Source organism: Nonomuraea sp. NPDC049709 (genome assembly GCF_040674815.1).
Lineage (GTDB): Bacteria > Actinomycetota > Actinomycetes > Streptosporangiales > Streptosporangiaceae > Nonomuraea.
In genome coordinates this window covers 192,279-211,654 of sequence record NZ_JBFANM010000003.1, presented here as the reverse complement: position 1 = coordinate 211,654, position 19,376 = coordinate 192,279, and the positions used below count along the sequence as shown (strand labels likewise).

At 72.5% G+C, this 19,376-nt stretch carries 17 protein-coding genes and 1 pseudogene; 5 read left to right on the top strand and 13 right to left on the bottom strand.

Features of this window, described 5'->3' with window-relative positions; translation table 11 throughout:
* Positions 1-10 precede the first annotated feature (10 nt).
* Positions 11-832 (top strand): SDR family NAD(P)-dependent oxidoreductase, encoded by an 822-nt coding sequence (locus AB0J69_RS04525; protein WP_364112827.1) that lies wholly within the window; start codon positions 11-13, stop codon positions 830-832.
* A 51-nt stretch (positions 833-883) separates the two neighbouring features.
* Here AB0J69_RS04525 and AB0J69_RS04520 read toward each other — a convergent pair whose 3' ends face one another.
* Positions 884-1,801, bottom strand: a complete 918-nt coding sequence (locus AB0J69_RS04520; protein ID WP_364112825.1) for a hypothetical protein — start codon at positions 1,799-1,801, stop codon at positions 884-886.
* A 97-nt stretch (positions 1,802-1,898) separates the two neighbouring features.
* On the opposite strand from AB0J69_RS04520, the gene guaA reads away from it, so the two are divergent.
* Both guaA and AB0J69_RS04510 read left to right on the top strand, forming a co-directional pair.
* Positions 1,899-3,446: a glutamine-hydrolyzing GMP synthase gene (guaA, locus tag AB0J69_RS04515; protein WP_364112823.1), complete on the top strand. Its 1,548-nt coding sequence runs from the start codon at positions 1,899-1,901 to the stop codon at positions 3,444-3,446.
* 241 nt (positions 3,447-3,687) lie between these two features.
* Positions 3,688-4,602 carry a CHRD domain-containing protein gene (locus tag AB0J69_RS04510; protein WP_364112821.1) on the top strand — a complete coding sequence of 305 codons (915 nt, stop codon included), beginning with the start codon at positions 3,688-3,690 and terminating at the stop codon, positions 4,600-4,602.
* Between the two features lie 6 nt (positions 4,603-4,608).
* On the opposite strand, the gene AB0J69_RS04505 is transcribed toward AB0J69_RS04510, so the two are convergent.
* From AB0J69_RS04505 to AB0J69_RS04450, 12 genes and pseudogenes are all read right to left on the bottom strand, one after another.
* Complete coding sequence (locus AB0J69_RS04505) at positions 4,609-5,046, bottom strand: GNAT family N-acetyltransferase (protein ID WP_364112967.1); 438 nt, start codon at positions 5,044-5,046, stop codon at positions 4,609-4,611.
* Positions 5,047-5,100: 54 nt separating this feature from the next.
* Positions 5,101-5,418 (bottom strand): annotated as a pseudogene (locus tag AB0J69_RS04500) (TetR/AcrR family transcriptional regulator); the annotation flags it as partial.
* A gap of 59 nt (positions 5,419-5,477) precedes the next feature.
* Complete coding sequence (locus AB0J69_RS04495) at positions 5,478-7,082, bottom strand: hypothetical protein (protein WP_364112819.1); 1,605 nt, start codon at positions 7,080-7,082, stop codon at positions 5,478-5,480.
* A 28-nt stretch (positions 7,083-7,110) separates the two neighbouring features.
* The gene (locus tag AB0J69_RS04490; RefSeq protein WP_364112817.1) at positions 7,111-7,782 is read right to left on the bottom strand and encodes a polysaccharide deacetylase family protein; all 672 of its coding nucleotides are present in this window, start codon (positions 7,780-7,782) and stop codon (positions 7,111-7,113) included.
* A 10-nt stretch (positions 7,783-7,792) separates the two neighbouring features.
* On the bottom strand, positions 7,793-8,566 hold the full coding sequence (locus tag AB0J69_RS04485) for a class I SAM-dependent methyltransferase (protein WP_364112815.1): 774 nt from the start codon (positions 8,564-8,566) through the stop codon (positions 7,793-7,795).
* A 3-nt stretch (positions 8,567-8,569) separates the two neighbouring features.
* Positions 8,570-9,778, bottom strand: coding sequence for a glycosyltransferase (locus AB0J69_RS04480; protein ID WP_364112813.1), 1,209 nt, complete (start codon positions 9,776-9,778; stop codon positions 8,570-8,572).
* A gap of 108 nt (positions 9,779-9,886) precedes the next feature.
* Positions 9,887-12,031: a hypothetical protein gene (locus AB0J69_RS04475; RefSeq protein WP_364112811.1), complete on the bottom strand. Its 2,145-nt coding sequence runs from the start codon at positions 12,029-12,031 to the stop codon at positions 9,887-9,889.
* A complete protein-coding gene (locus AB0J69_RS04470; RefSeq protein ID WP_364112809.1) occupies positions 12,028-13,266 on the bottom strand; it encodes an acyl-CoA reductase in 1,239 nt (412 codons plus the stop codon). The genes AB0J69_RS04475 and AB0J69_RS04470 overlap by 4 nt, the downstream gene beginning before the upstream one ends.
* A complete protein-coding gene (locus AB0J69_RS04465) occupies positions 13,266-14,291 on the bottom strand; it encodes an acyl-protein synthetase (RefSeq protein ID WP_364112807.1) in 1,026 nt (341 codons plus the stop codon). Before AB0J69_RS04465 ends, AB0J69_RS04470 begins: the two co-directional genes overlap by 1 nt.
* Before the next feature lie 93 nt (positions 14,292-14,384).
* A complete protein-coding gene (locus AB0J69_RS04460; RefSeq protein ID WP_364112805.1) occupies positions 14,385-15,695 on the bottom strand; it encodes an AMP-binding protein in 1,311 nt (436 codons plus the stop codon).
* Positions 15,695-16,465 (bottom strand): SDR family oxidoreductase, encoded by a 771-nt coding sequence (locus AB0J69_RS04455; RefSeq protein ID WP_364112803.1) that lies wholly within the window; start codon positions 16,463-16,465, stop codon positions 15,695-15,697. Before AB0J69_RS04455 ends, AB0J69_RS04460 begins: the two co-directional genes overlap by 1 nt.
* A gap of 34 nt (positions 16,466-16,499) precedes the next feature.
* On the bottom strand, positions 16,500-16,748 hold the full coding sequence (locus tag AB0J69_RS04450; protein WP_364112801.1) for an acyl carrier protein: 249 nt from the start codon (positions 16,746-16,748) through the stop codon (positions 16,500-16,502).
* Positions 16,749-16,914: 166 nt separating this feature from the next.
* Here AB0J69_RS04450 and AB0J69_RS04445 point away from each other — a divergent pair, with 166 nt between their 5' ends.
* On the top strand, positions 16,915-17,748 hold the full coding sequence (locus tag AB0J69_RS04445; RefSeq protein ID WP_364112799.1) for a hypothetical protein: 834 nt from the start codon (positions 16,915-16,917) through the stop codon (positions 17,746-17,748).
* Positions 17,745-19,373, top strand: a complete 1,629-nt coding sequence (locus tag AB0J69_RS04440) for a hypothetical protein (protein ID WP_364112797.1) — start codon at positions 17,745-17,747, stop codon at positions 19,371-19,373. Before AB0J69_RS04445 ends, AB0J69_RS04440 begins: the two co-directional genes overlap by 4 nt.
* Positions 19,374-19,376 lie beyond the last annotated feature (3 nt).

The window sequence follows — 19,376 nt, the reverse complement described above, 5'->3', positions numbered from 1 at the left end:
AGGTTTGTTCGTGCGCGAGCTCTCCGGCAAGGTCGCGGTGGTGACGGGTGCGGCGAGCGGCATCGGGCGGGCGCTGGCCCTCCGGTTCGCGGCCGAGGGGATGGCCTTGATGCTCGCCGACGTGGACCACGGCGGGCTCGCGCGGACGGCCGCGCTGGCCGGGGACGCCAAGGTGCTCACCCAGATCACCGACGTGTCCGACGCCTCGGCCGTGCGGCACCTGGCCAACCGGTGTTTCGGGGAGTTAGGCGCCGTACACGTGCTGTGCAACAACGCCGGCGTCTTCCAGGGCGGCCACATGTGGACGCGCGGCGAGGAGGACTTCGCCTGGCTGCTCGGCGTGAACGTGTGGGGCGTGCTGCACGGCATCCACGAGTTCGTGCCGCGCATGATCGAGCAGGACACCGAGGGGCACATCGTCAACACGGTGTCGGTGGCCGGGCTGTTCGCGACGCCGGGGGCGGGCGGGTACGCGGTGACGAAATACGCCGCGCTGGCCGCCTCCCTGGCGCTCGCCCAGGACCTGGCCGCCACGGGGTCCAAGCTGCGGGTGAGCGCGCTGTGCCCCGGCGCGGTCAGGACCCGCATCGGAGACTCCGACCGCACCCGGCCGCCCAGCATGGTCACCGACCCCACGCCGGACGAGGTGGACTCGCGGGAGTCGGTCAGCCGGGCGGCCGAGGGCGGCATCGAACCGTCCGAGGTGGCCGACCTGGTCGTGACGGCGATCCACGAGGAGCGGTTCCTGCTGCTGACCGACCCGAAGTACGCCGCCCGGCTCCGCCTCCAGACCGAGACCCTGCTTACCGGCCACCTGCCAGGGATCCGCTGACAGCCGCTGGCGGCGATCCGGTGACGGCCACCGGCGGCGATCCGGTGACGGTCACCAATGGCGGTCGTGGGCCAGCACCCGCACCACCGTGCCGTTGCGCGGCCGGACCAGCAGCTTGACGGCGTCGCCCGGCAGCACGTCGTGGTAGAGGCCCTCCTCCACCTGGAACGCCGTGGCCTTGCGCGAGCTGCCGTCGTGCAGGGCGATGAAGTGGCGGTCCGACTCCACCCACCGCTTGACGACGTGGCCGGTGACCTCCTGCCGCCCCGAGCCGTGCGGCAGCGCCTCGGCCGGCTGGATCTCGCCGTCCCGCCAGCCGCTCCCCGTGAAGATCCACTCCTGCCCGGGGCTGGCCGGGCCGGATTCGGCGACCTCCCGGCCGCCCGCCGTCGGCACGAACCCCCGCCCGCCCATGAGCAGCCCGATTCCGGCCACCAGGCACACCATCGTCGCGATCATCCCGGGCCACGACAGGCCGGCCGCCGCGACGGTGGCGTACCAGGGGACGACGAGCGCGGCCGCCAGCAGCACCGGCACGACCATGCTCGGCCAGCGCCGCCGCGCCAGCCCCAGCTCGATGGCGCACCGGCGGACGAGGGGCAGGAACCCGCCGTCGAGGTCGGAGGCTTCGGGCATGAGCGCCGTCACGGGTGCCGCGGGCGCTCCGGCCAGGCGGGCGCGTACCCGGTCCAGGACCCACCGCTCGTACGGCCGCGGCTGCTCGTCCGGGGGCGGGTTGCCCGACAGGCGGTCGCCCTCGATCGTCACCCAGCCGCGCCCGGCCAGCTCGACCAGCGCCGCGTGGAACACCTCCTGTGCCCGCATGCCGCGTAAGAGCTCGGCCACGGGGGCGGGCACCGGCTCCTCGTGAGCCTGCCGCCGGGCCTCGTGCCGGCTGGACGCCTTGAAGGCGGCGGCCAGCGTGGCGACCCACAGGGCCCACGCCGCCGCCGGCCAGACAAGATCCATCGTTCTGTGTTAGCACGTCGGACCGTGCCAGGCCAGGTGTAAGACGCAAGGCCGATACACTGTGGTTACCGCATTTCGCCTTTGGGGGGTTCTCACGGTGTCTGAATTCGACACAGTTCTGGTGGTCGACTTCGGCGCTCAATACGCGCAGCTCATCGCCAGGCGGGTGCGCGAGTGCCACGTCTACTCCGAGATCGTGCCCTCGACCATGTCGGTCGAGGAGATGATGGCCAAGAATCCGAAGGCGATCATCCTGTCCGGTGGCCCCTCCTCGGTCTATGCCGAGGGCGCCCCGCCGGTGCCGCACGGGCTGTTCGCCACGGGCGTGCCCACGTTCGGCATCTGTTACGGCTTCCAGGCCATGGCCCAAGCGCTGGGCGGCGAGGTGGCCCGCACGGGCGTCGCCGAATACGGCGGCACCTCGCTGGAGGTGCTCGACGAGGGGGTCATCTTCGCCGGCCTGCCCATCAGCCAGACGGTGTGGATGTCCCACGGCGACAGCGTGGCCGCGGCCCCCGAGGGCTTCACGGTGACCGCCTCGACCCGCGAGACGCCGGTCGCGGCCTTCGAGCACGTGGAGCGTGGTCTCTACGGCGTGCAGTTCCACCCGGAGGTGCTGCACAGCGAGCACGGCCAGACGGTGCTCAGGCACTTCCTGGAGGCGGCGGGCTGCCGTCCGTCGTGGACGATGCTCAACATCGTCGAGGACTCCGTGGAGGCCGTGCGCCGCCAGGTCGGCGACGGCCGCGCGATCTGCGCGCTGTCGGGCGGGGTCGACTCGGCCGTGGCCGCCGCGATCGTCCAGCGTGCCATCGGCGAGCGGCTCACCTGCGTCTTCGTCGACCACGGCCTGCTGCGCAAGGGCGAGGCCGAGCAGGTCGAGCGCGACTTCGTGGCCGTGACGGGCGTCAAGCTGCGCGTCGTCGACGCCTCCGACCGCTTCCTGAAGGCCCTCGAAGGCGTCGTGGACCCGGAGGAGAAGCGCAAGATCATCGGCCGCGAGTTCATCCGCGTCTTCGAGGACGAGCAGCGCGCCATCATGGCCGACGGCCCGGTCGACTTCCTGGTCCAGGGCACCCTCTACCCCGACGTGGTCGAGTCCGGCGGCGGCACCGGCACCGCCAACATCAAGTCCCACCACAACGTCGGCGGGCTGCCTGAGGACCTGCAGTTCAAGCTGGTGGAGCCGCTGCGGGCGCTGTTCAAGGACGAGGTCCGGCGCGCGGGCGAGGAGCTCGGCCTGCCGGCCGCCATGGTCTGGCGCCAGCCGTTCCCGGGCCCCGGCCTCGGCATCCGCATCATCGGCGAGGTCACCCGCGACCGCCTCGACCTCCTGCGCGAGGCCGACGCGATCGCCCGCGAGGAGCTCTCCCGGGCCGGCCTCGACCGCCAGATCTGGCAGTGCCCGGTGGTCCTGCTGGCCGACGTCCGGTCGGTGGGGGTGCAGGGCGACGGGCGCACTTACGGGCATCCGGTGGTGCTGCGACCGGTGACCTCGGAGGACGCGATGACGGCGGACTGGGCGCGGGTGCCCTACGACGCTCTGTCACGCATCTCGACCCGGATCACCAACGAGGTCCGCGAGGTCAACCGCGTGGTGCTCGACGTGACCAGCAAGCCCCCGGGCACCATCGAGTGGGAGTGACGCCGGCGCGGGCGCGCCTCCAGGGGTGACGCCCGCTGATCCGCGCGTGGCCGGGTGCCGCTACGGCGCCCGCTGATCCGCGCGTGGCCGGGTGCCGCTACGGCGCCCGCTGACCTGCGCGTGGCGGCCGCGATCGGGGCGTTTTCCGGGGCTGTGGGTAATTGTCCTCGTTCGAGGGTTGAACCCGGCAGGTGGCGTGGGGCGTACAACCCTGCGTCACCCACCGCTGAAAGGGTCAACCATGAAGCGCACCCTCACCGTCCCCGGCCTCGCGCTCGCCACCGCGCTGATCGCCGGCTCCCTGAGCCCGGCACTCGCGCAGGTGGGTACGGAGACGCACAACACCCCCGTGTACGTGGCGGCGACGCTGCTGGGCAGGAACGAGGTGCCCGCCCCGGGGACGAAGGCCGGCGACGGGAACGGCAGCGCGATCGCCGTGTTCCGCATCCATGGCACGCGGGTCGACTACGCCGTCCGCTGGCACCGGGTGGCCGCCCCGACCGGGTTCCACATCCACCAGGGCCAGGCCGGCCGGAACGGCGCCGTCAGGGTCCCGTTCTTCGGTGAGGCGCTGCCCGCGACGCTCCGGGCCGTCAAGGGCACCGTGACGGTCAAGGACACGGCCCTGCTCGCCAGGATCGTCAACAACCCGCAAGGCTGGTACGCCAACCTGCACACCGGCCAGTTCCCCGGCGGTGCCGTACGGGCTCAGCTGCACCGGATCCGGCCCGTGTCGCTCGAATCGGTGCTGGCCGGCGGGGCGGGGCACACCACGCTCACCGCGCTGGCCGACGGCAGGCAGGAAGTGCCGGCACCGGGTACGAAGGTGGGCGACCGGGACGGCCGGGCGGCGTGGCTGGTCTGGGTGAAGGGCACCAAGGTGCACTTCGCCACCGCCTGGGAGGGCATCGCCCGGCCGGCGAACGCGCACATCCACCGCGGGGTGCGGGGCAAGAACGGGCCGGTGGCCGTGGGCTTCTTCACCGACAAGAACGGCCTCCCGGCGGGGGTCAACGGCGTCGCCGGCACCGGCACCGCCCCGGCCGCGGTCGCGAGCCGGATCAGGAACAACCCCAGGGGCTGGTACGTCAACCTGCACACCGCGGAGTTCCCCGGTGGTGCGGTGCGGGGCCAGCTCCACCGGGGTGGCTGGTAGCCGAACCTAGATCAGGTGGATCTTGGCGTAGCAGAGGGTCAGGGGCTCATCCACGTATTTGCCGTAGGGGGCGGTCCGTTCGTAGCCGGCGCTCTCGTAGAGGGCGATGGCCTCGGGCTGGCGGACCCCGGTGGCCAGGCGCAGCCGGTCGTACCCCATCTCGACCGCGAGGCTCTCCAGCGCCTTCAGGAGGGATCTGGCGATGCCGCGCCCCCTGTGGCCGGGGGCGACGTACATGCGCTTGAGCTCGCCGGTCGTGCCCTCGGCCGGCTGGACGGCGCCGCAGCCGACGGCGAGCTGGTCGATCACCGCCACCAGGAACCTCGCGTCGGCATGGACGGTGGAGCGGCCCTCGGGGCCGTATTTGGCGACCAGTTCGGCGAAGGCGGCGTCGAGCAGGGCGCTGAGGCCGGCATCCGCGACCGCGCGTTCCAGGATCAGCATGCGGGCCAGCCTACGGAACCGTCCGGCGCCGTCAGGTAGCGGGCGGTGGGCGATGGCGTGGGCCTCCTCGGGGCTCATGCCGTACATGCGCATCAGCTGCTCGGCCGGCTCGTCCGAGAAGTCCACCAGGTCGGGGTGGTCGAGCCAGAGCTGCAGGAACCCGAGTATCGAGCCGCCGGCCCCGGCCAGCGCGACGTACGGGTTGCCGAGCCGGAACCGCCCGGCGTCCATGGCGCGGCGGATGTCGCGCAGTGCCCGGGGGGCGAGGCCCTTGTCGGAGTCGAGGTGCTGCATCCCGGTGCGGGTGAGGATGCGGGCGATCTGGCGACGGGTCCCGACCAGCCGCCCGGTGAGCCGGACGGAGGCGGCGGGGCGGCTACGCGGGTCCGCTCACCGTGGGCCGCGACCTCATGACGGCGACCGTCGGATAGTCACTCCTGGTCCCGAGGGGCCTGGACCTCGATGGGCTCGGTCGGCGCGTCGTCCTCCGATTCCCCGTCCTGTGATTGCTCGTCCGCCGATTGCTCGTCCGCCGATGGCTCGTTCGCCGATTCCTCGCCGGCCGCGGGTTCCGGCGGAGGAGGCACGGGAGCAGCCGGTGGGCGGCGCGCCCCCAGGCCCGTCACCAGGCCCGTCACCAGGCGGGCCAGCAGCCGCCCCACGCTCCCCACCAGCAGCGGCACCAGCAGGGCCCCCACGAGGATGGGCGAGGCCATGTACCGGAAGTCCTGCGCCGAGATGTTGGCCAGGATCGCCAGCTGCTGCCCCGCCACCACCGCCGCCACCCCCAGCACGTACCGGTTCCGCAGCACCCAAGCGGCCAGCGCCACGGCCAGGTACGACAGGTACGACCACGAGGCCCCCCGCCACAGCACCCAGTCGTACCCGGGCGTCAACGCCCCGGCGAACCACGGCTCGGCCACCCGGTTCAGCTCCATGGACAGCGGCCGCAGCGAGTAGACCCACCGCCCGGGGAAGTCCGCCACCTTGCCCGGCCCCACGTAGGTGTCGGCGTTGGGCCGCCGCGAGAACCGGTACGTCATCCCCCCGGTGGCCGACTCGTCCTGCACCGGCCGCCACGCGATCGCCCCCCGGCACAGCCGGGCGTCCACGATCATCCGGGGCTCGGTGACCAGCAGCCGCCGCCACAGGTCCAGCAGCTCGGTGGCGTGCGCGTCGGCCTGCCACCAGCTGAAGTCGCGCCGCCAGATCAGCGGGTTGATCGTGTAGCAGGTGCCCCCTTCCCACCACCGTTCCAGCGGCGCCACCGACGTCATGAGGCTGATGTCCTGCGGGGTGAACAGGTCGGGACGCTCGCGGTAGGCGACCGCGATGTCGCCGTACGCCGTGTGGTAGACGTACGTCTTGGACGGGGCCGCGATGCCGTACAGCGGGAACACCAGGTTGGTGAGCAGGAGCGGCAGGGCGGCGGCTAAGGTGCCGGCGAGCAGCAGCCGCACCCGCATGGTCCGGACGATCACCACCAGCGCCACGACGGCCACGCCCACCACGAGGAAGCCGTTCGCGCGGAAGAGCCCGAGCAGCGTGAAGAGCACCCCGAGCCCGGCCAGGGCGGGCACGGTGACGGCACGCCGGGCGGCGATCCGCGCGCAGGCCCCCGCGATGGCCACCGCGCAGATCGTGAACGGCACGTCCTTCCACAACGTCACCGTGAACGCGCCCACCGGCGGCGCCAGCGGCATCAGCACGGCCACCACCGTGGTCAGCAGGCGCGGCGCGCCCAGCCGCTTGAGCGACTGCGCCAGGTACGTCAGCGCCCCCGCCATGGCCGTCGTCTGCGCGAACGTGACGGCACCGAGGTCGCCCGTGCGGGTGAAGCTCAGCCACACCAGCGCGTCGTAGACAACCGAGTGATCGCTCACCCACGGCCCGACCATGGTGTGGCTGAGGTAGAGGACGGAATCGCGGCTGAACAGGCCGGGGTAGAACGCCGCCCACCAGCATCCGAGCACCGCCTGGATGATCAGGAAGATTGCGAGCGCGACCCACGGCCTGGGCCTGGTGTCACTCCCCATGAATCCAATCCGAACTGCCGGGAGACTGCTAGAAGTAGCTGACCCCTGGCACCGGTCGCTTGCCGCGCAGCAGCGTCGGCACCGTGACGAGGTGGTAACCGCGCTTCTTGAGCTCCTTGACGACCTCCGGCATGACCTTCACGGTCTGCGGCACCACGTCGTGCATGAGGATCACGCCGTCACGCTTGGCCAGCTTGAGCACGGCGGCCTTGATCTTCTTGGTGTCGCGGAGCTGCCAGTCGAGCGTGGTGCCCGTCCACAGGATCTCCGCCAGCTCGCTCTGCGCCGCCAGCCCGAGCACGCGCTCGTCGGTGTGCCCGTAGGGCGGGCGGTAGATCGTCGGCGCCCGTCCCGTGGCCTTCTCGATCACGTCCTGCGTGACCTCGAGCTCCTCGGCGATCTCGTGGTCGAGCTTCGTCGGCAGCGACGCGTGCGAGTAGGTGTGGTTGCCGATCGCGTGCCCCTTCGCGACGATCTGCCTGGCCACCTCGGGCCGTTCCTCCACCCGCTTGCCCACCAGGAAGAACGTGGCCTTGGCGCCCGCCTTGGACAGCGTCTTGAGCAGGGCGGGCGTCTGTGCGCCCGGACCGTCGTCGAAGGTCAGCGCCAGGCACTTGACCCGGTCACAGTCGACGGCGGCCGCCTGGGCGGGCAGCGAGGTCAAGGCCAGTGAGGCCGCGAGTAGGGCATGAATCACCACATGTCACAGCCTAAAGCCAACGCCACCGGCCCATGCGACCGGTCGATGTCACGTTCTGGGCACCGCGCGGGGAATCATCCGGGAGCCGGCCTCCCCGGCGGGCCCGCAGGAACAGGCTCACGCCCTTGAGTGACCTGACCGGCAGGTAGCGCTCGGCGCGGACGATCGCCGACAGGCCGGCGTTGACCAGGAAGGGCGTCTTGCGCAGGTCGCTGCCCCTGGAGCGGCGGCGGTGCCGGACCACGAGCGGGCGCAGGAGCACGTTCCAGCTCCAGATGCGGTCCACGGTCAGCCCGGCCTTCTCGACGACGACCGTGAGCGAGTCGCGGTCGTAGCGGCGCACGTGGCCGACGGCGTCGTCGTGGGCCGACCACAGCGCCATGTCGCACGGCACCGCGATCAGCGCGTGCCCGCCGGGCGCCAGCACCCTGGCGATCTCCTCGGCCGCCAGGTGGTCCTCGCGAATGTGCTCCAGCACGTCGAACGCGGTCACCAGGTCCACGCTCCCCGGCTCGAACGGCAGTGCCCGCGCGTCCGCGTGGACCGCCTTGAGCCCGCGCTGCCTGGCCGTCTCCACCGCCGCCTGGCAATTGTCCGTCGCCGTCGCGTCCCAGCCGGCCTCGACCAGCACCCTGGTGTTGCCGCCGCCCGCGGCGCCGATGTCCAGCGCCCGCCCCGGCCGGCCCAGCTCGCGCAACTCCCTGCGGAGGATGGCCCGGCGTTCGCGGTACCACCAGTGGGTGTCCTCGAGGGCGATCAGGCGGCGGATCTCAGTGGTTTCCATCAGCTATTTCCTTGTACGGGAGAAGACCCAGCGGTCCAGGGCGGCCAGGCGGAACAGGGTGAGCAGGCCGTACGTGGCCACGACCAGCCCCACCTCCACCGGCCGCCCCGTGCCTGCGGGGAGGGCGAGCACGGCCGCGGTGGTGAGCACGAAGCCGGTGGCGAACAGCGCGGCCGCGCGGATATGTGCCGCGCCGCGCCGTCCGGACGCCCACCGCCGACTGGCCTCGACATTGAAGACCCCGGTCAGGACGAGCGCGCCGAGATTCGCCGCCGCCGGTGACCAGAATCCGCGCAGGGGGAGATAGGCGAGCGCGTACAGGATGACCGAGATGACACCTATGGCGGCGATGGAGGTGAATTTCGCCAGTGTCACCGCCCGGCGCCCGGTGAGCACCGCGTCCGGATGCGTGGGCGTCGGCTCGGACCGCGCGACCTCGACCTCCGCCCGGCCCGTCGACATCGACCAGGCGACCCTGGCCAGCCCTTTCAGGTCGTCGATGGCCGTCCTGACCACGCGGACGCGGGAGTCGGCGTCCTCGATCCAGTCGACCGGCACCTCGTGCACCCGCAGCCCGTTGTGCTCGGCCAGCAGCAGCAACTCGGTGTCGAAGAACCAGGAGTCGTCCTCGATCTTGCCCATGAGCGGCCTGACCACGTCGGTCCTGGCCGCCTTGAACCCGCACTGTGCATCGCTGAACCGGACCCCGAAGCCGTACCTGAGCAGGGCGTTGTACCCCCGCGAGACCACCTCGCGGCGCAGCGAGCGGCGGGTCCGCGAGCCGTGCGCCAGCCGGGTGCCGATGGCGATCTCCGAGTGGCCGCTGGCCACCGAGGCGACCAGCGGGAACAGGGCGTCGAGGTCGGTGGACAGGTCGACGTCCATGTACGCCACGATGTCGGCCGGGCTGTCCTGCCAGGCCGCCCGCAGCGCGGCGCCCCGGCCCCGGATGTCCAGCCGCCGGGCGTGCACGTCGTCGTGCTCGCCGGCCAGCGCGGTGGCGATCGGCCAGGTGGCGTCGGTGCTGCCGTTGTCCACGATCGTGATGCGCCACGGCAGCGGGAAGCCGTCGAGGAAGGACGCCAGCGTGCGTACGCAGCCGGGCAGGGCCCGCTCCTCGTTGAGCACCGGGATGACGATGTCGACGCTCGCAAGCCGGGTCGCCGGGTCGAGGATGCGGGGGCTCGGCTCCATGGCGGCACGCGTGTCCATAGACTCCCCTGATCTTGCTCGTGGCCGTGGGTCCACGGAAATGTTGCTCGGGGCGTCCAGCGGGGCGCGTACGATTTCTCCTCACCATTCCGAGAACCGGAAGGATCTTTACCTTTCGGGGAGTTGATAGACCGAGGAGGTCGCATTCCGGAATCGAAGCCGGGCAAATTTCCCCAATTCAGGATTTATCCCGGTGAAAAGCCATTTGACGCCGTATTTCTGGGCGAGTAGCCGGACGTTCTCCGCCGAGGGCTCCCGGAACACCGCGTCGTTCGCGGCCAGCCGCGGCGGATCCGCGAACGGCACCGCGAGGTAGGAGCCCTCGAACGACCGGGCCCGCGACAGCGTGCTCTCGGCGTACGCCCACCCCTCGACCAGCACCCGCCGCTCGGTGAACCCCGACACCCAGTAGTGCCGGCTGTCGCACACCTGCCACCACCGGTAGCGACAGTGCAGATCGGTGGCCACCACGTCATCGGGCGAGGAGTGCGCCCGCAACCACCGCCCCGCCTCCAGCGCCCCCTCCGGGATCAGCCGCTCGCGCTTGTCCTCCTCCGGCAGGACGTGCCCGGCCACCTCCTGGACGGAGGCCGGGACGGCGTACCCCGCCAGGAGCGCCACCACCGCCAGCACGTGCCCGCGCCGCCACAGCAGCAGCGCCCCCGCCGCCAGCACCAGGTACGGCAGCACGACCCGCGCCGCCGTACCGCCGGAGAACTCCAGCCCCGACGCCACCAGCGCGCCTCCCGCCCCCAGCCCCAGCAGGCACGCGGCCAGGGCCCACGGCACGCGCGGCGCCGCCAGCACCCCGCACACGGCCGCGATCGACAGGTAGGGCCGGGCCCCTTCGAGGAAGTAGAGCTGCGAATGCGACGGATGCCCGAGCAGCACCGCCGCGCCGATCCCCGCCGCCCCGATCCCGAGCAGCAGCAGCACGGGCGGCTCCAGCGCCCGCCGGCCCAGCCCCGCCACCCCGCCCCACACGCAGGCCAGGCAGAACAGGTGCACCCCGGTCAGCACGACCAGCTCGCCGACCGGCACCGCAACGGGCGTCCCGACGCCCGCCACCGTCTCCCACAACGATCGCATGGCCGCGAACGGCGCGAGCGACGTGCCCTGCGCCCGCTGCCCGAACACCACGAACTGCGCGAACGCCAGGCACGCCAGCGCGGCACCCGCCGCCGCGAGCCACTCGCCCCGCACCCGCCGCTCCACCACCCCGCGCACGACCACCACGAGCAGCAACCCCGCGAGCAGCAGCGGCAGGTAGGTCGCCTTCGCCCCGGTGAGCGCGAGCAGCAGCACCCCCAGCGCCGCCCACCGCGACCGGGGCCCGCCGAGCAGCAGCAACACCACGGGAGCGAACAGCAGCGCCCCGAACGTCTGCGTGGGGCTGGCCCAGACGGTGAACATCGACCGCGAGGTGAACTCGGCCCCCTCCACCAGCACGGGCCCGAACAGGAAGTACGTCACCCCGGCCGCCGCCACCCCGGCGCCCCAGCTCCCGCCCAGCCGCCGCCCGAGCACCGCCACCAGCACGACCATCGCCGCCGCCATCGGCAGCGTGGACAGCCGGTAGACCAGCGTCACCGGCTCGATCCCGGTGACCCAGCTGGTGGCGGCCATTTCGGCGTAGACGTACCAGTGGTAGGACAGCCGCTCGCCCAGCACGGACGGCAGGGTGAGCGGGAAGTGGTGCCTCGCCTCGCCGACCAGCGACAGGTGGTACGGCATGTCCACGTACGCGGTGCCGACCGGCAGCCGGTACAGGAACAACGTGCTCCACGCGATCAGGTAGGCCACGATCCCGGCGAGCACCCAGGCACACCATCCCGGCAGGCGCTCCCGGACGGCCGGCCCCCGCCAGTGCCGCCGCAGCCGGGGCACGATCGCGAACGCGCACAACACGGCGGCCGGCGGCACCACCACGAGCAGCGGCGCCCCGGCGGCCCGGGCGGGGATGTAGGCCAGCACCTCGACCGCGTAGCCGAGCGCCAGCCCCGCCGCCAGGTCCTCGGCCATGGACCGCCCGCCCCCGGTCAGCCCCCGCCACAGCAGCGTCCCCGGCAGCGCCACCCCGACCCCGAGATAGGCGGCGAAGGCGGCCAGATCACGCCCGGAGACCCCGCACCACAGGAAGACGCCGACCGCGACCGCGCACACGAGAGCGGCCGGCACCCACCGGGAGCCGAGCCGGCGCCCGCGGGACATCGACAGGCGGACGAGCGTGCTCTCGGGCGGCGCCAGCGTCATCTGATCACGGTCACCAGTCGCGTGAACTCGGCCGGCAGGTCCACCCCGTCCCACACCCGGTGGAAGCTCAGCGCGCTGCCCACCGGCACCATGCGGTCGACCCCGCGCCCGGCCAGCTCCCTGGCCAGCTCCTCCAGCTCGGCCGCGCCGAACCCGAAGTGCGTCATCGTCTGGTCCCGCCGCTCGACCAGGGCCACCAGCTCCGGCAGCGCCGCGAGCCTGGCGTGCGCGAACGTCCCCGCCCCCAGCCACCGCCGCGGGGCCGCCGCCGCGGCCGACAACCGCACGCTGGCCAGCGCGTTCCCGCGGAACTCCACGCTCTCGGCCAGCCCGTCGGCGGCCAGCCCGTAGGTGGAGACCCGCTTCTCCACGGCCATCGCCGCGTCGACCCCCCACCCGCGCGCGGTCACCACCCGCGCGACGTGGTCGGTGAAGTCGGCCCGCGCCGCCTCGCAGTCACCCTCGGCCCCCACCCAGAACACGGTCCTGGGCGAGGAGCAGGCGGCCTGGTCGAACCAGTAGGTGTCGTTGACGAACCCCTCGGCGACCGTGACCCGCGCGGCCCGGGGCGCGCACAACCACGCCGCCGCCCGCACCACGGCGAACGACGAGCGGTCGGGGAAGGTCAGGTCGCGGGCGTGCGGGGCGAGCGGGTGGCGCCGGATCTCGCGTACGGCCCCGTCGCCGCCCCAGACCACCCGCAGGTCGCAGGCGGCCGAGAGCGCGGCGGTGACGGCGTCGGAGCGGTCGTAGGAGATGATCCGCTGCGTGGCGGCGACGGCCGGGTCGGCGCCGTCGAGGGCCTCGTGCAGCGTCTCCACGATGGCCTCGGCGACCGCGCCGGCGCGTGGCGACAGGCGTACGACGTTGCGGTTGCCCATCAGGGCCGACAGGGCCCAGGAGTAGACGAAGACCGTGTCGACGTTCGCGGGCGGGATGTGGAAGACCAGGCCGCGCGGGACGCGTACGTGCTCGCGGCCGAGCCCTTCGACCGTGCGGGCCAGCTCGCTGGGCCGCAGGAAGAAGCCGAGCGAGCCCAGCTCGGGATGGCGCCGCGCCAGCGCGGGCCGCAGCAGCCGCCTGCCGAACCCCGCGAGGAACTCACGGATCCGCTCGTCGCCGACCCGCAGGGTGCCGGCGCGCCGGCCGATCAGCTCCTCGACCGGTACGGGCCCGGCGGCGGGGAACCTGACGTCGACTGTGGTGCGGTCGTCTGTGGTGCGATCGGCCGGCATCAGCCCTGCCCGAAGGTGTCACTGCAGCCGCGCGCCTCGGCCCGCGGCAACCTGCCGAGGACCTCGAACCGCTTGCCCGGCAGGCTTCCGTCGTCCACGCCGCGCACCACGCCCAGGTCCTCGGTCAGCAGCACGTGGCCCGGGTAGGACGTGGGCAGCGTGCTGACCACCTCGACCAGCCCCGGCACGCCGGTCGGCGCCTCCTGCCAGGTCTCGGGGTCGCGGATCACGACGTCGGCGAAATCGGGACAGTAGAGCCCGTCGCCGTCGGGACCTTCCAGGAAGACGGTGCCGATCTGCTCGACCATGCCGTAGAAGTTGTGCACCTGGCTCAGCCCGCACTCCGCGTTCAGCCGCCGCCGGAACTCGGCGTTGTCCACCGCCTGCTCGGCCAGCCGCTTCCACCCGCCGGAGTGGATCAGCACCGCCTGCGACAGGTCCGCGCCCAGTCCGCGCAGGTGCAGCCAGACCATGAACGTGAACCCGAAGACGAGGAAGCGCTCGCCGCCGTGTCGCGCCAGGAACCCCTTGACCGCCTCCGCGTCCACCTGGCCCTGCTCGTCGAGCACGAACGTGTGGTCGCGGCCGAAGTTCATCATGCCGAGCACGCCGGCGCCGCGGGCGCTCAGCGTGGGGTCGCGGACGACCGAGCGGCTGTCGACGACCAGCATCGGCAGCCGCCGCTCACCCAGGACCGCCCTGATCGTGGCGGCCAGCATGCGGGTCTGCGCCGCCGCGGCCTCCCGGTCGAGGTAGATCCGGCTCGGCCGCTGGCCGGTGGTCCCGCTGGAGGTCAGCACCCGGAACACCTGCTCCTCGGGAATGCTGCGCAGCTCGTGGGTCTTGAACAGCCGGACGGGCAGCCACGGCAGGCCGGCCACCCGCTCGTAGGGAGGCGTCGCGCCGATGGCGTCGAGGATCCGCCGGTAGGGCGGGCACGCCGCGCGGTGCCGCTCGGTCAGCGCCGCCAGCTCGGGCAGCAGCACGGCCTCCCGCTCGGGCCCGGTCAGGGTGAAGACGCTCACCGCGCCACGCTCCCGGTCATGTGACGGACTCCGGCGCCCGACGGTCCACCTCGGTCATGTGACGCACCCCCGGCACCCGGCCATCCACCTCGGTCATGTGAGGGACTCCAGCGTCCGATAGTCCACCTTGCCCGTGGCCAGGAGCGGCAGGTGCTCGATGTGGCGCACGTCGAACCCGCTCCAGTGCAGCCGCAGCTCGGCCCCCAGCCGCCGGGCCATGCTCACGCGCGCCGCCGGGTCGCCGACCCGCTCGGTCCAGATGGTCACCCGGTCGTCGCCGCTGGTGACCGCCACCGGCCCCGTGCCGCGCAGCATGCGCTCGACGTCGTCGAGGTTGACCCGGGTGCCGAAGACCTTCGCGATGCGCTTGAGCCGCCCGGTGACGTGCAGGAACCCCTCTTCGTCGAGCCGCCCCAGGTCGCCCGTGCGCAGCACCCCGCCCAGGTCGTCGCCCCGGGCCAGGTCGGCGGCGTCGTCGGCGTAGCCCATCATGACGTTGGGACCGTGGTAGACGACCTCGCCGTCCTCGACGGTCAGCCGTCCGCCGGGGACGGCGACGCCGACCGAGCCCGGCTTGTCGGCGAGCCGGTCGGGCGGCAGGACGGCGATGCGGGCCGTGGCCTCCGTCTGCCCGTACATGACGAAGAACCGGTCGGCCTGCTCGGCGAACTCCTTCACCAGCTCGGGGGCCAGCCGCCCGCCGGCCTGGGTGAGCGTGGTGAGCGCCGGGTAGTTCGACCGGTCGAAGCGCATGCGGCGCAACATCGTGTACTGGTAGGGGACCGCGGCCAGCGACGTGCAGCCGTGGTCGTGCAGGTCGGCCCAGAACGAGCGCTCCAGCAGCCCCGCCTCGGTCAGCACCACGGTCCCGCCCGCCACCAGGTGGCTGTTGAGCACCGACAGGCCGTAGCTGTAGTGCAGGGGCAGGCTCGTCGGCGCGATCTCGCCGGGTCCGATCGACAGGGCGGAGGCGATGGCGGCGGCGTTGGCGAGCACGGCCTGGCGCGAGAGGCGGACGAGCTTGGGATTGCCCGTCGAGCCCGAGGTGGCCAGGAGCAGGCCGAGATCGGGATGCGGGTCGGGCGCGTCGCGGCGCGGCGGTGGCGGGCCGTCGAGCGTGTGCGTGAACCCGAGCAGCGCGGCGGGCTTGAACCGCTCCGACAGGTCGGCCAGCGTCGCGGCCGGCAGGTCGGGGTCGAGCAGCGCGACCGGCCGGCCGGCGTGCCAGGCGCCGAGGTAGCAGAACACGGAGGCCAGGGTGTTGCGCATCGCGCAGAACAGCGGCCCCGGCCGCAGGCCGTCCAGGTTCGCGGCCGCGCGGCCGACGTATTTGGCCAGCTCGTCGCCTCGGATCCCCTGTCCGTTACCCGAGACGACGAGCCGGGCTTGTGGGTGCGGGAACATCACAGGACCAGCCCGCCGTCCACGCCGAGGACCTGGCCGGTGATGAAGGCCGCGTCCGACGACAGCAGGAACGCCACGGCCCGGGCGACGTCGCCGGGCTCGCCGATGCGGCCGAGCGGGGTCGCCTCGACCCGGGCCGCGCGCGCCCGGTCGTCGAGCGTGGCGAGCATGTCGGTCCTGATGTAGCCGGGGGCCACGGCGTTGACCCGGACCCCGGCGGGCCCGAGCTCCTTCGCCGCGGCCCGGGTGAGGCCGATGACCGCGGCCTTGGTCGCGGAGTAGACCGCCTGGCCGGGGCCGCCGGCGCGGCCCATGATCGAGGTGACCAGCACCACGGCGGGGGCCGCGCCGCGGCGCAGCAGCCTGATGGCGGCCTGCAGGGTGTGCGTGGCCCCGATGGCGTTGACCTCGAAGAGGTGGCCTACCGTCTCGTGGCGCGTCATGCCGAGCAGGCCGGCCTCGTGGACGCCGGCGTTGACCACGAGGGCGTCGAGCCGGCCGTGCCGCTGGTAGATCCGCCGCATCATGGCGGAGACCTGAGCGGGGTCGGCCACGTCGCCGTGGACGGAGTCGGTCGCGCCGCCGGTCTCGGCCGCCACCTCCGCCGCCGCCTTCGCGGCCCGCTCCTCGTCGCGGCCGTGGAGCACGACCGCGTGGCCGGTCGCGGCGAGCGTGCCGGCGATGGCCCGGCCGATGCCCCTCGTCGACCCGGTGACGAGCGCGACGCCGGGCTCGGCCGGCGCCTCCATGGAGGTCACAGTGGAGGTCACCGCGGATGTCACCGTGGATGTCTCAGTGGGTGTCTCAGAGGGCGGCCGCGCCGATGCCATGCTTCTCCAGCAGCCCGGCCGCCTTGGCGAACGAGCTCATGTCGATCATTTCGTCGGTGTCGATCATGATGGAGAACTCGTCCTCCATCGCCGCGATCAGCGCCATGTGCGCCAGGGAGTCCCACTGGGGGATGGCCCGGTATTCCAGGCCGTCGACGTCGGCGTCGGGCGGAAGGTTGAGCGCCGTGCGGAACACGGCCCGCAGGCGGTCGAGATGACTCATGATCACTCTCACTCTCTGTCCTCAAGCCACGACGAAGTGTAGCGGCAATTGGGTGTCAGGAGAAAACCAAGGCCCCGACCTGAGTAATGGAACCGTATAACGAGGCGTGACCCGCGTTGGGGGCTGGGAATGTCGGATGGGACACGGCAACCGTACGGGGGGAATGATGGACGAATCCAATCACTGGTACGGGCACTCCCGCATACTCGGCAGATACTGCGGCCTGCCGGACGAGGCGCCAAAGCGAATTCAAGGTTTCCTCCAGCATGGATGGAACTATCTCCACGGATTTCCCCCGAACGACCACTGGTGCAGCCCCGGTTATCCCCGTTTCATCTGGTCGGACGTGCTACGTCGCAGGGGCTGGTCGATGGGGCGCAGGAGTCACTACCTCGTCGGCGCCCCCTGGATTTACCTCCTTTACCTGGAGCCTGATCTGGGCGCGCGGCCCGATCGCAAGGGTACGATCTGGTATCCCTTTCACGGCTGGGAGAAGAGTTCCGTCAGCGGTGACCATGCTCGGCTCGCCGACGAAATCCGAGATGTCGAGACTGGTCCGGTCACGGTATGTCTTTATTGGCTGGAATTCGCAAATCCGGACATTCGACATGCGTACGAATCGAGGGGATTCCGGGTCATCTGCCATGGCGAGCGCGGATCCCGCTGGGAGGGAAAGGGCCGCGACTTCCTGCGCAAGCAGCTGGTCGAGTTGCGGCGCCACCGCAGGGTGGCCTCCAACAGGCTCGGCAGCGCGCTGTTCTACGGCGCCTCGGTGGGGTGCGAGCTGGGCGTGTACGGGGACCCGATGCAGTTCGAGGACGAGCGGCCCGAATACGGCGGCACGGCGCGCCGCATGCGGCTCTGGCCCGAACTGCACGGCACGCACGTCGATCCGGGGCTGGCGGCCGAGGTGGCGCGGCGCGAGCTGGGATTCGAGTATCAGGCGACACCGGAGGAGCTACGGCGAATGTTCGGTTGGAAGCGGGTGCGCTGCGCATGAGCACGAGCACGCGCACGAGTGAGGCACCCGAGAACGTCCGGTTGATCGGCGGGGAGATGCTGCTGTGGTCGGACGTGTCCGGCATGGGCGGCGTCACCGGCTGGCGGGGCGCGGCGCTGGAGCTGATCAGGCGGATGGTCCCGGAGAGCGGCAGGGTGCTGCTGGTCGGGCCGCATCCTCAGGCGCTGGTGGACGACGTGGTCGCGCGGGCTCCGTCGGCCGCCGTGCTGCTGCGCTCCTACCCTGACGCCTGCGCGCTGGGAGAGCGGCATCCGGGGCTGGCGGTCTACTGCGGGCGGCTGGAGCTGCTGGCCGCGGACGAGCCGTACGACCTGGTGCTGGCACTGGACGGGCTGCTGCGCACGCACTCGGCCGAGGCCCCGGCCGCCGCCTGGAACGAGTCGCTCGAAGCGCTGGCCGACCTCGTCGCGCCCGGCGGGCGGCTGGTCCTCGGTGTCCGCAACGACCTGGGCGTGGACCGGTTCATCGAGGCCAGGCCCGCCGATCGGGAGTGCGCCGACGACCAGTGGGCGCCGCACGGCTTCGACCCCAGCTACCCCAGCGGCCCCGGGGCGCTCGACCTCGGGCTGGAGTCCGCCGGGCTCAGCATGCAGCGGTGCTACGCGGCCTACCCCGACCGGCAGACGCCGCGCTCGCTGCTGTCCAGGGAGGCGCTGGCGTTCGACCTGCCCGAGGCGCTCACGTTCCCGCTGAGCGCCAAGGACGGCGACCGGATGCTGGTGGCCGACCCGCTGCGGCTGACCAGGCTGGTCTTCCGGCACCGGCTGGGGGAGGAGCTGGCCCCGCTCTGGCTGGCCGTGGCCTCCCGCCCCCCGCACGGCGTGGCCGAGGCCCCGGCGGTCGAGCTGCCGCTGGGCCTCATCGAGGAGGGCCCCGCCCTGTACGAGCTCACCCCCGGGGGCACCCGGCGCCTGCCCGGCGGCGAGGAGCGGCCGATCCCGGCCGGCCGCGTGGTGGAGGAGATCCTCGTCGAGGCGTGCGCCCGCGAGGACGTCAGGACCGTCCGCGAGCTGCTCGCCGAGCTGGCCGACTGGCTGGAGTCGGGCGGCGACGCGTCGGCGGCGACCGACAGCCTGGTCTACGACGGCGAGCGGTTCGCCGCCGTCAACCCGCCGTCGGGCCCGGCCACGCGGCCCGAGCCGCACGTCGTGCTCTGCCGGATCCTGTGGCGGTTCGCGGTCCGGCTGCTGGCGGCCGGCCACCACCACCCGTGGCCGTGGCCGCTGGAGGCCGACCAGCTCACGCTGACCCTGTGCGGCATGGCCGGCCGGTCGTGCGACCAGCGCGACCTCGACCGGGCCCGCAAGCTCGACGCCGAGCTGGGCCAGCCCGCCGAGCTGACCGAGCACGCTCCGACCTACCGCGACCTGCTGGGCGCGCGTGACCGCCTGGCCGACCAGCTCACCGCGGCCCTGGCCAGGATCTCCCGCCTGGAGACCAAGCTGTCCTACCGCGAGCGCGAGCTGGTCAGGGCCAAGGCCAAGCTGCGCAGGACCCAGCGCAAGGCCACCGCCTACCGCAGGACGCTCGGCTACCGCCTTTCCCGCCGCCTGGCCCGGCCCCGCAAGGTCGCCCGCCGCGTCATCCGCCTGCTGTCCGGCTGAGGA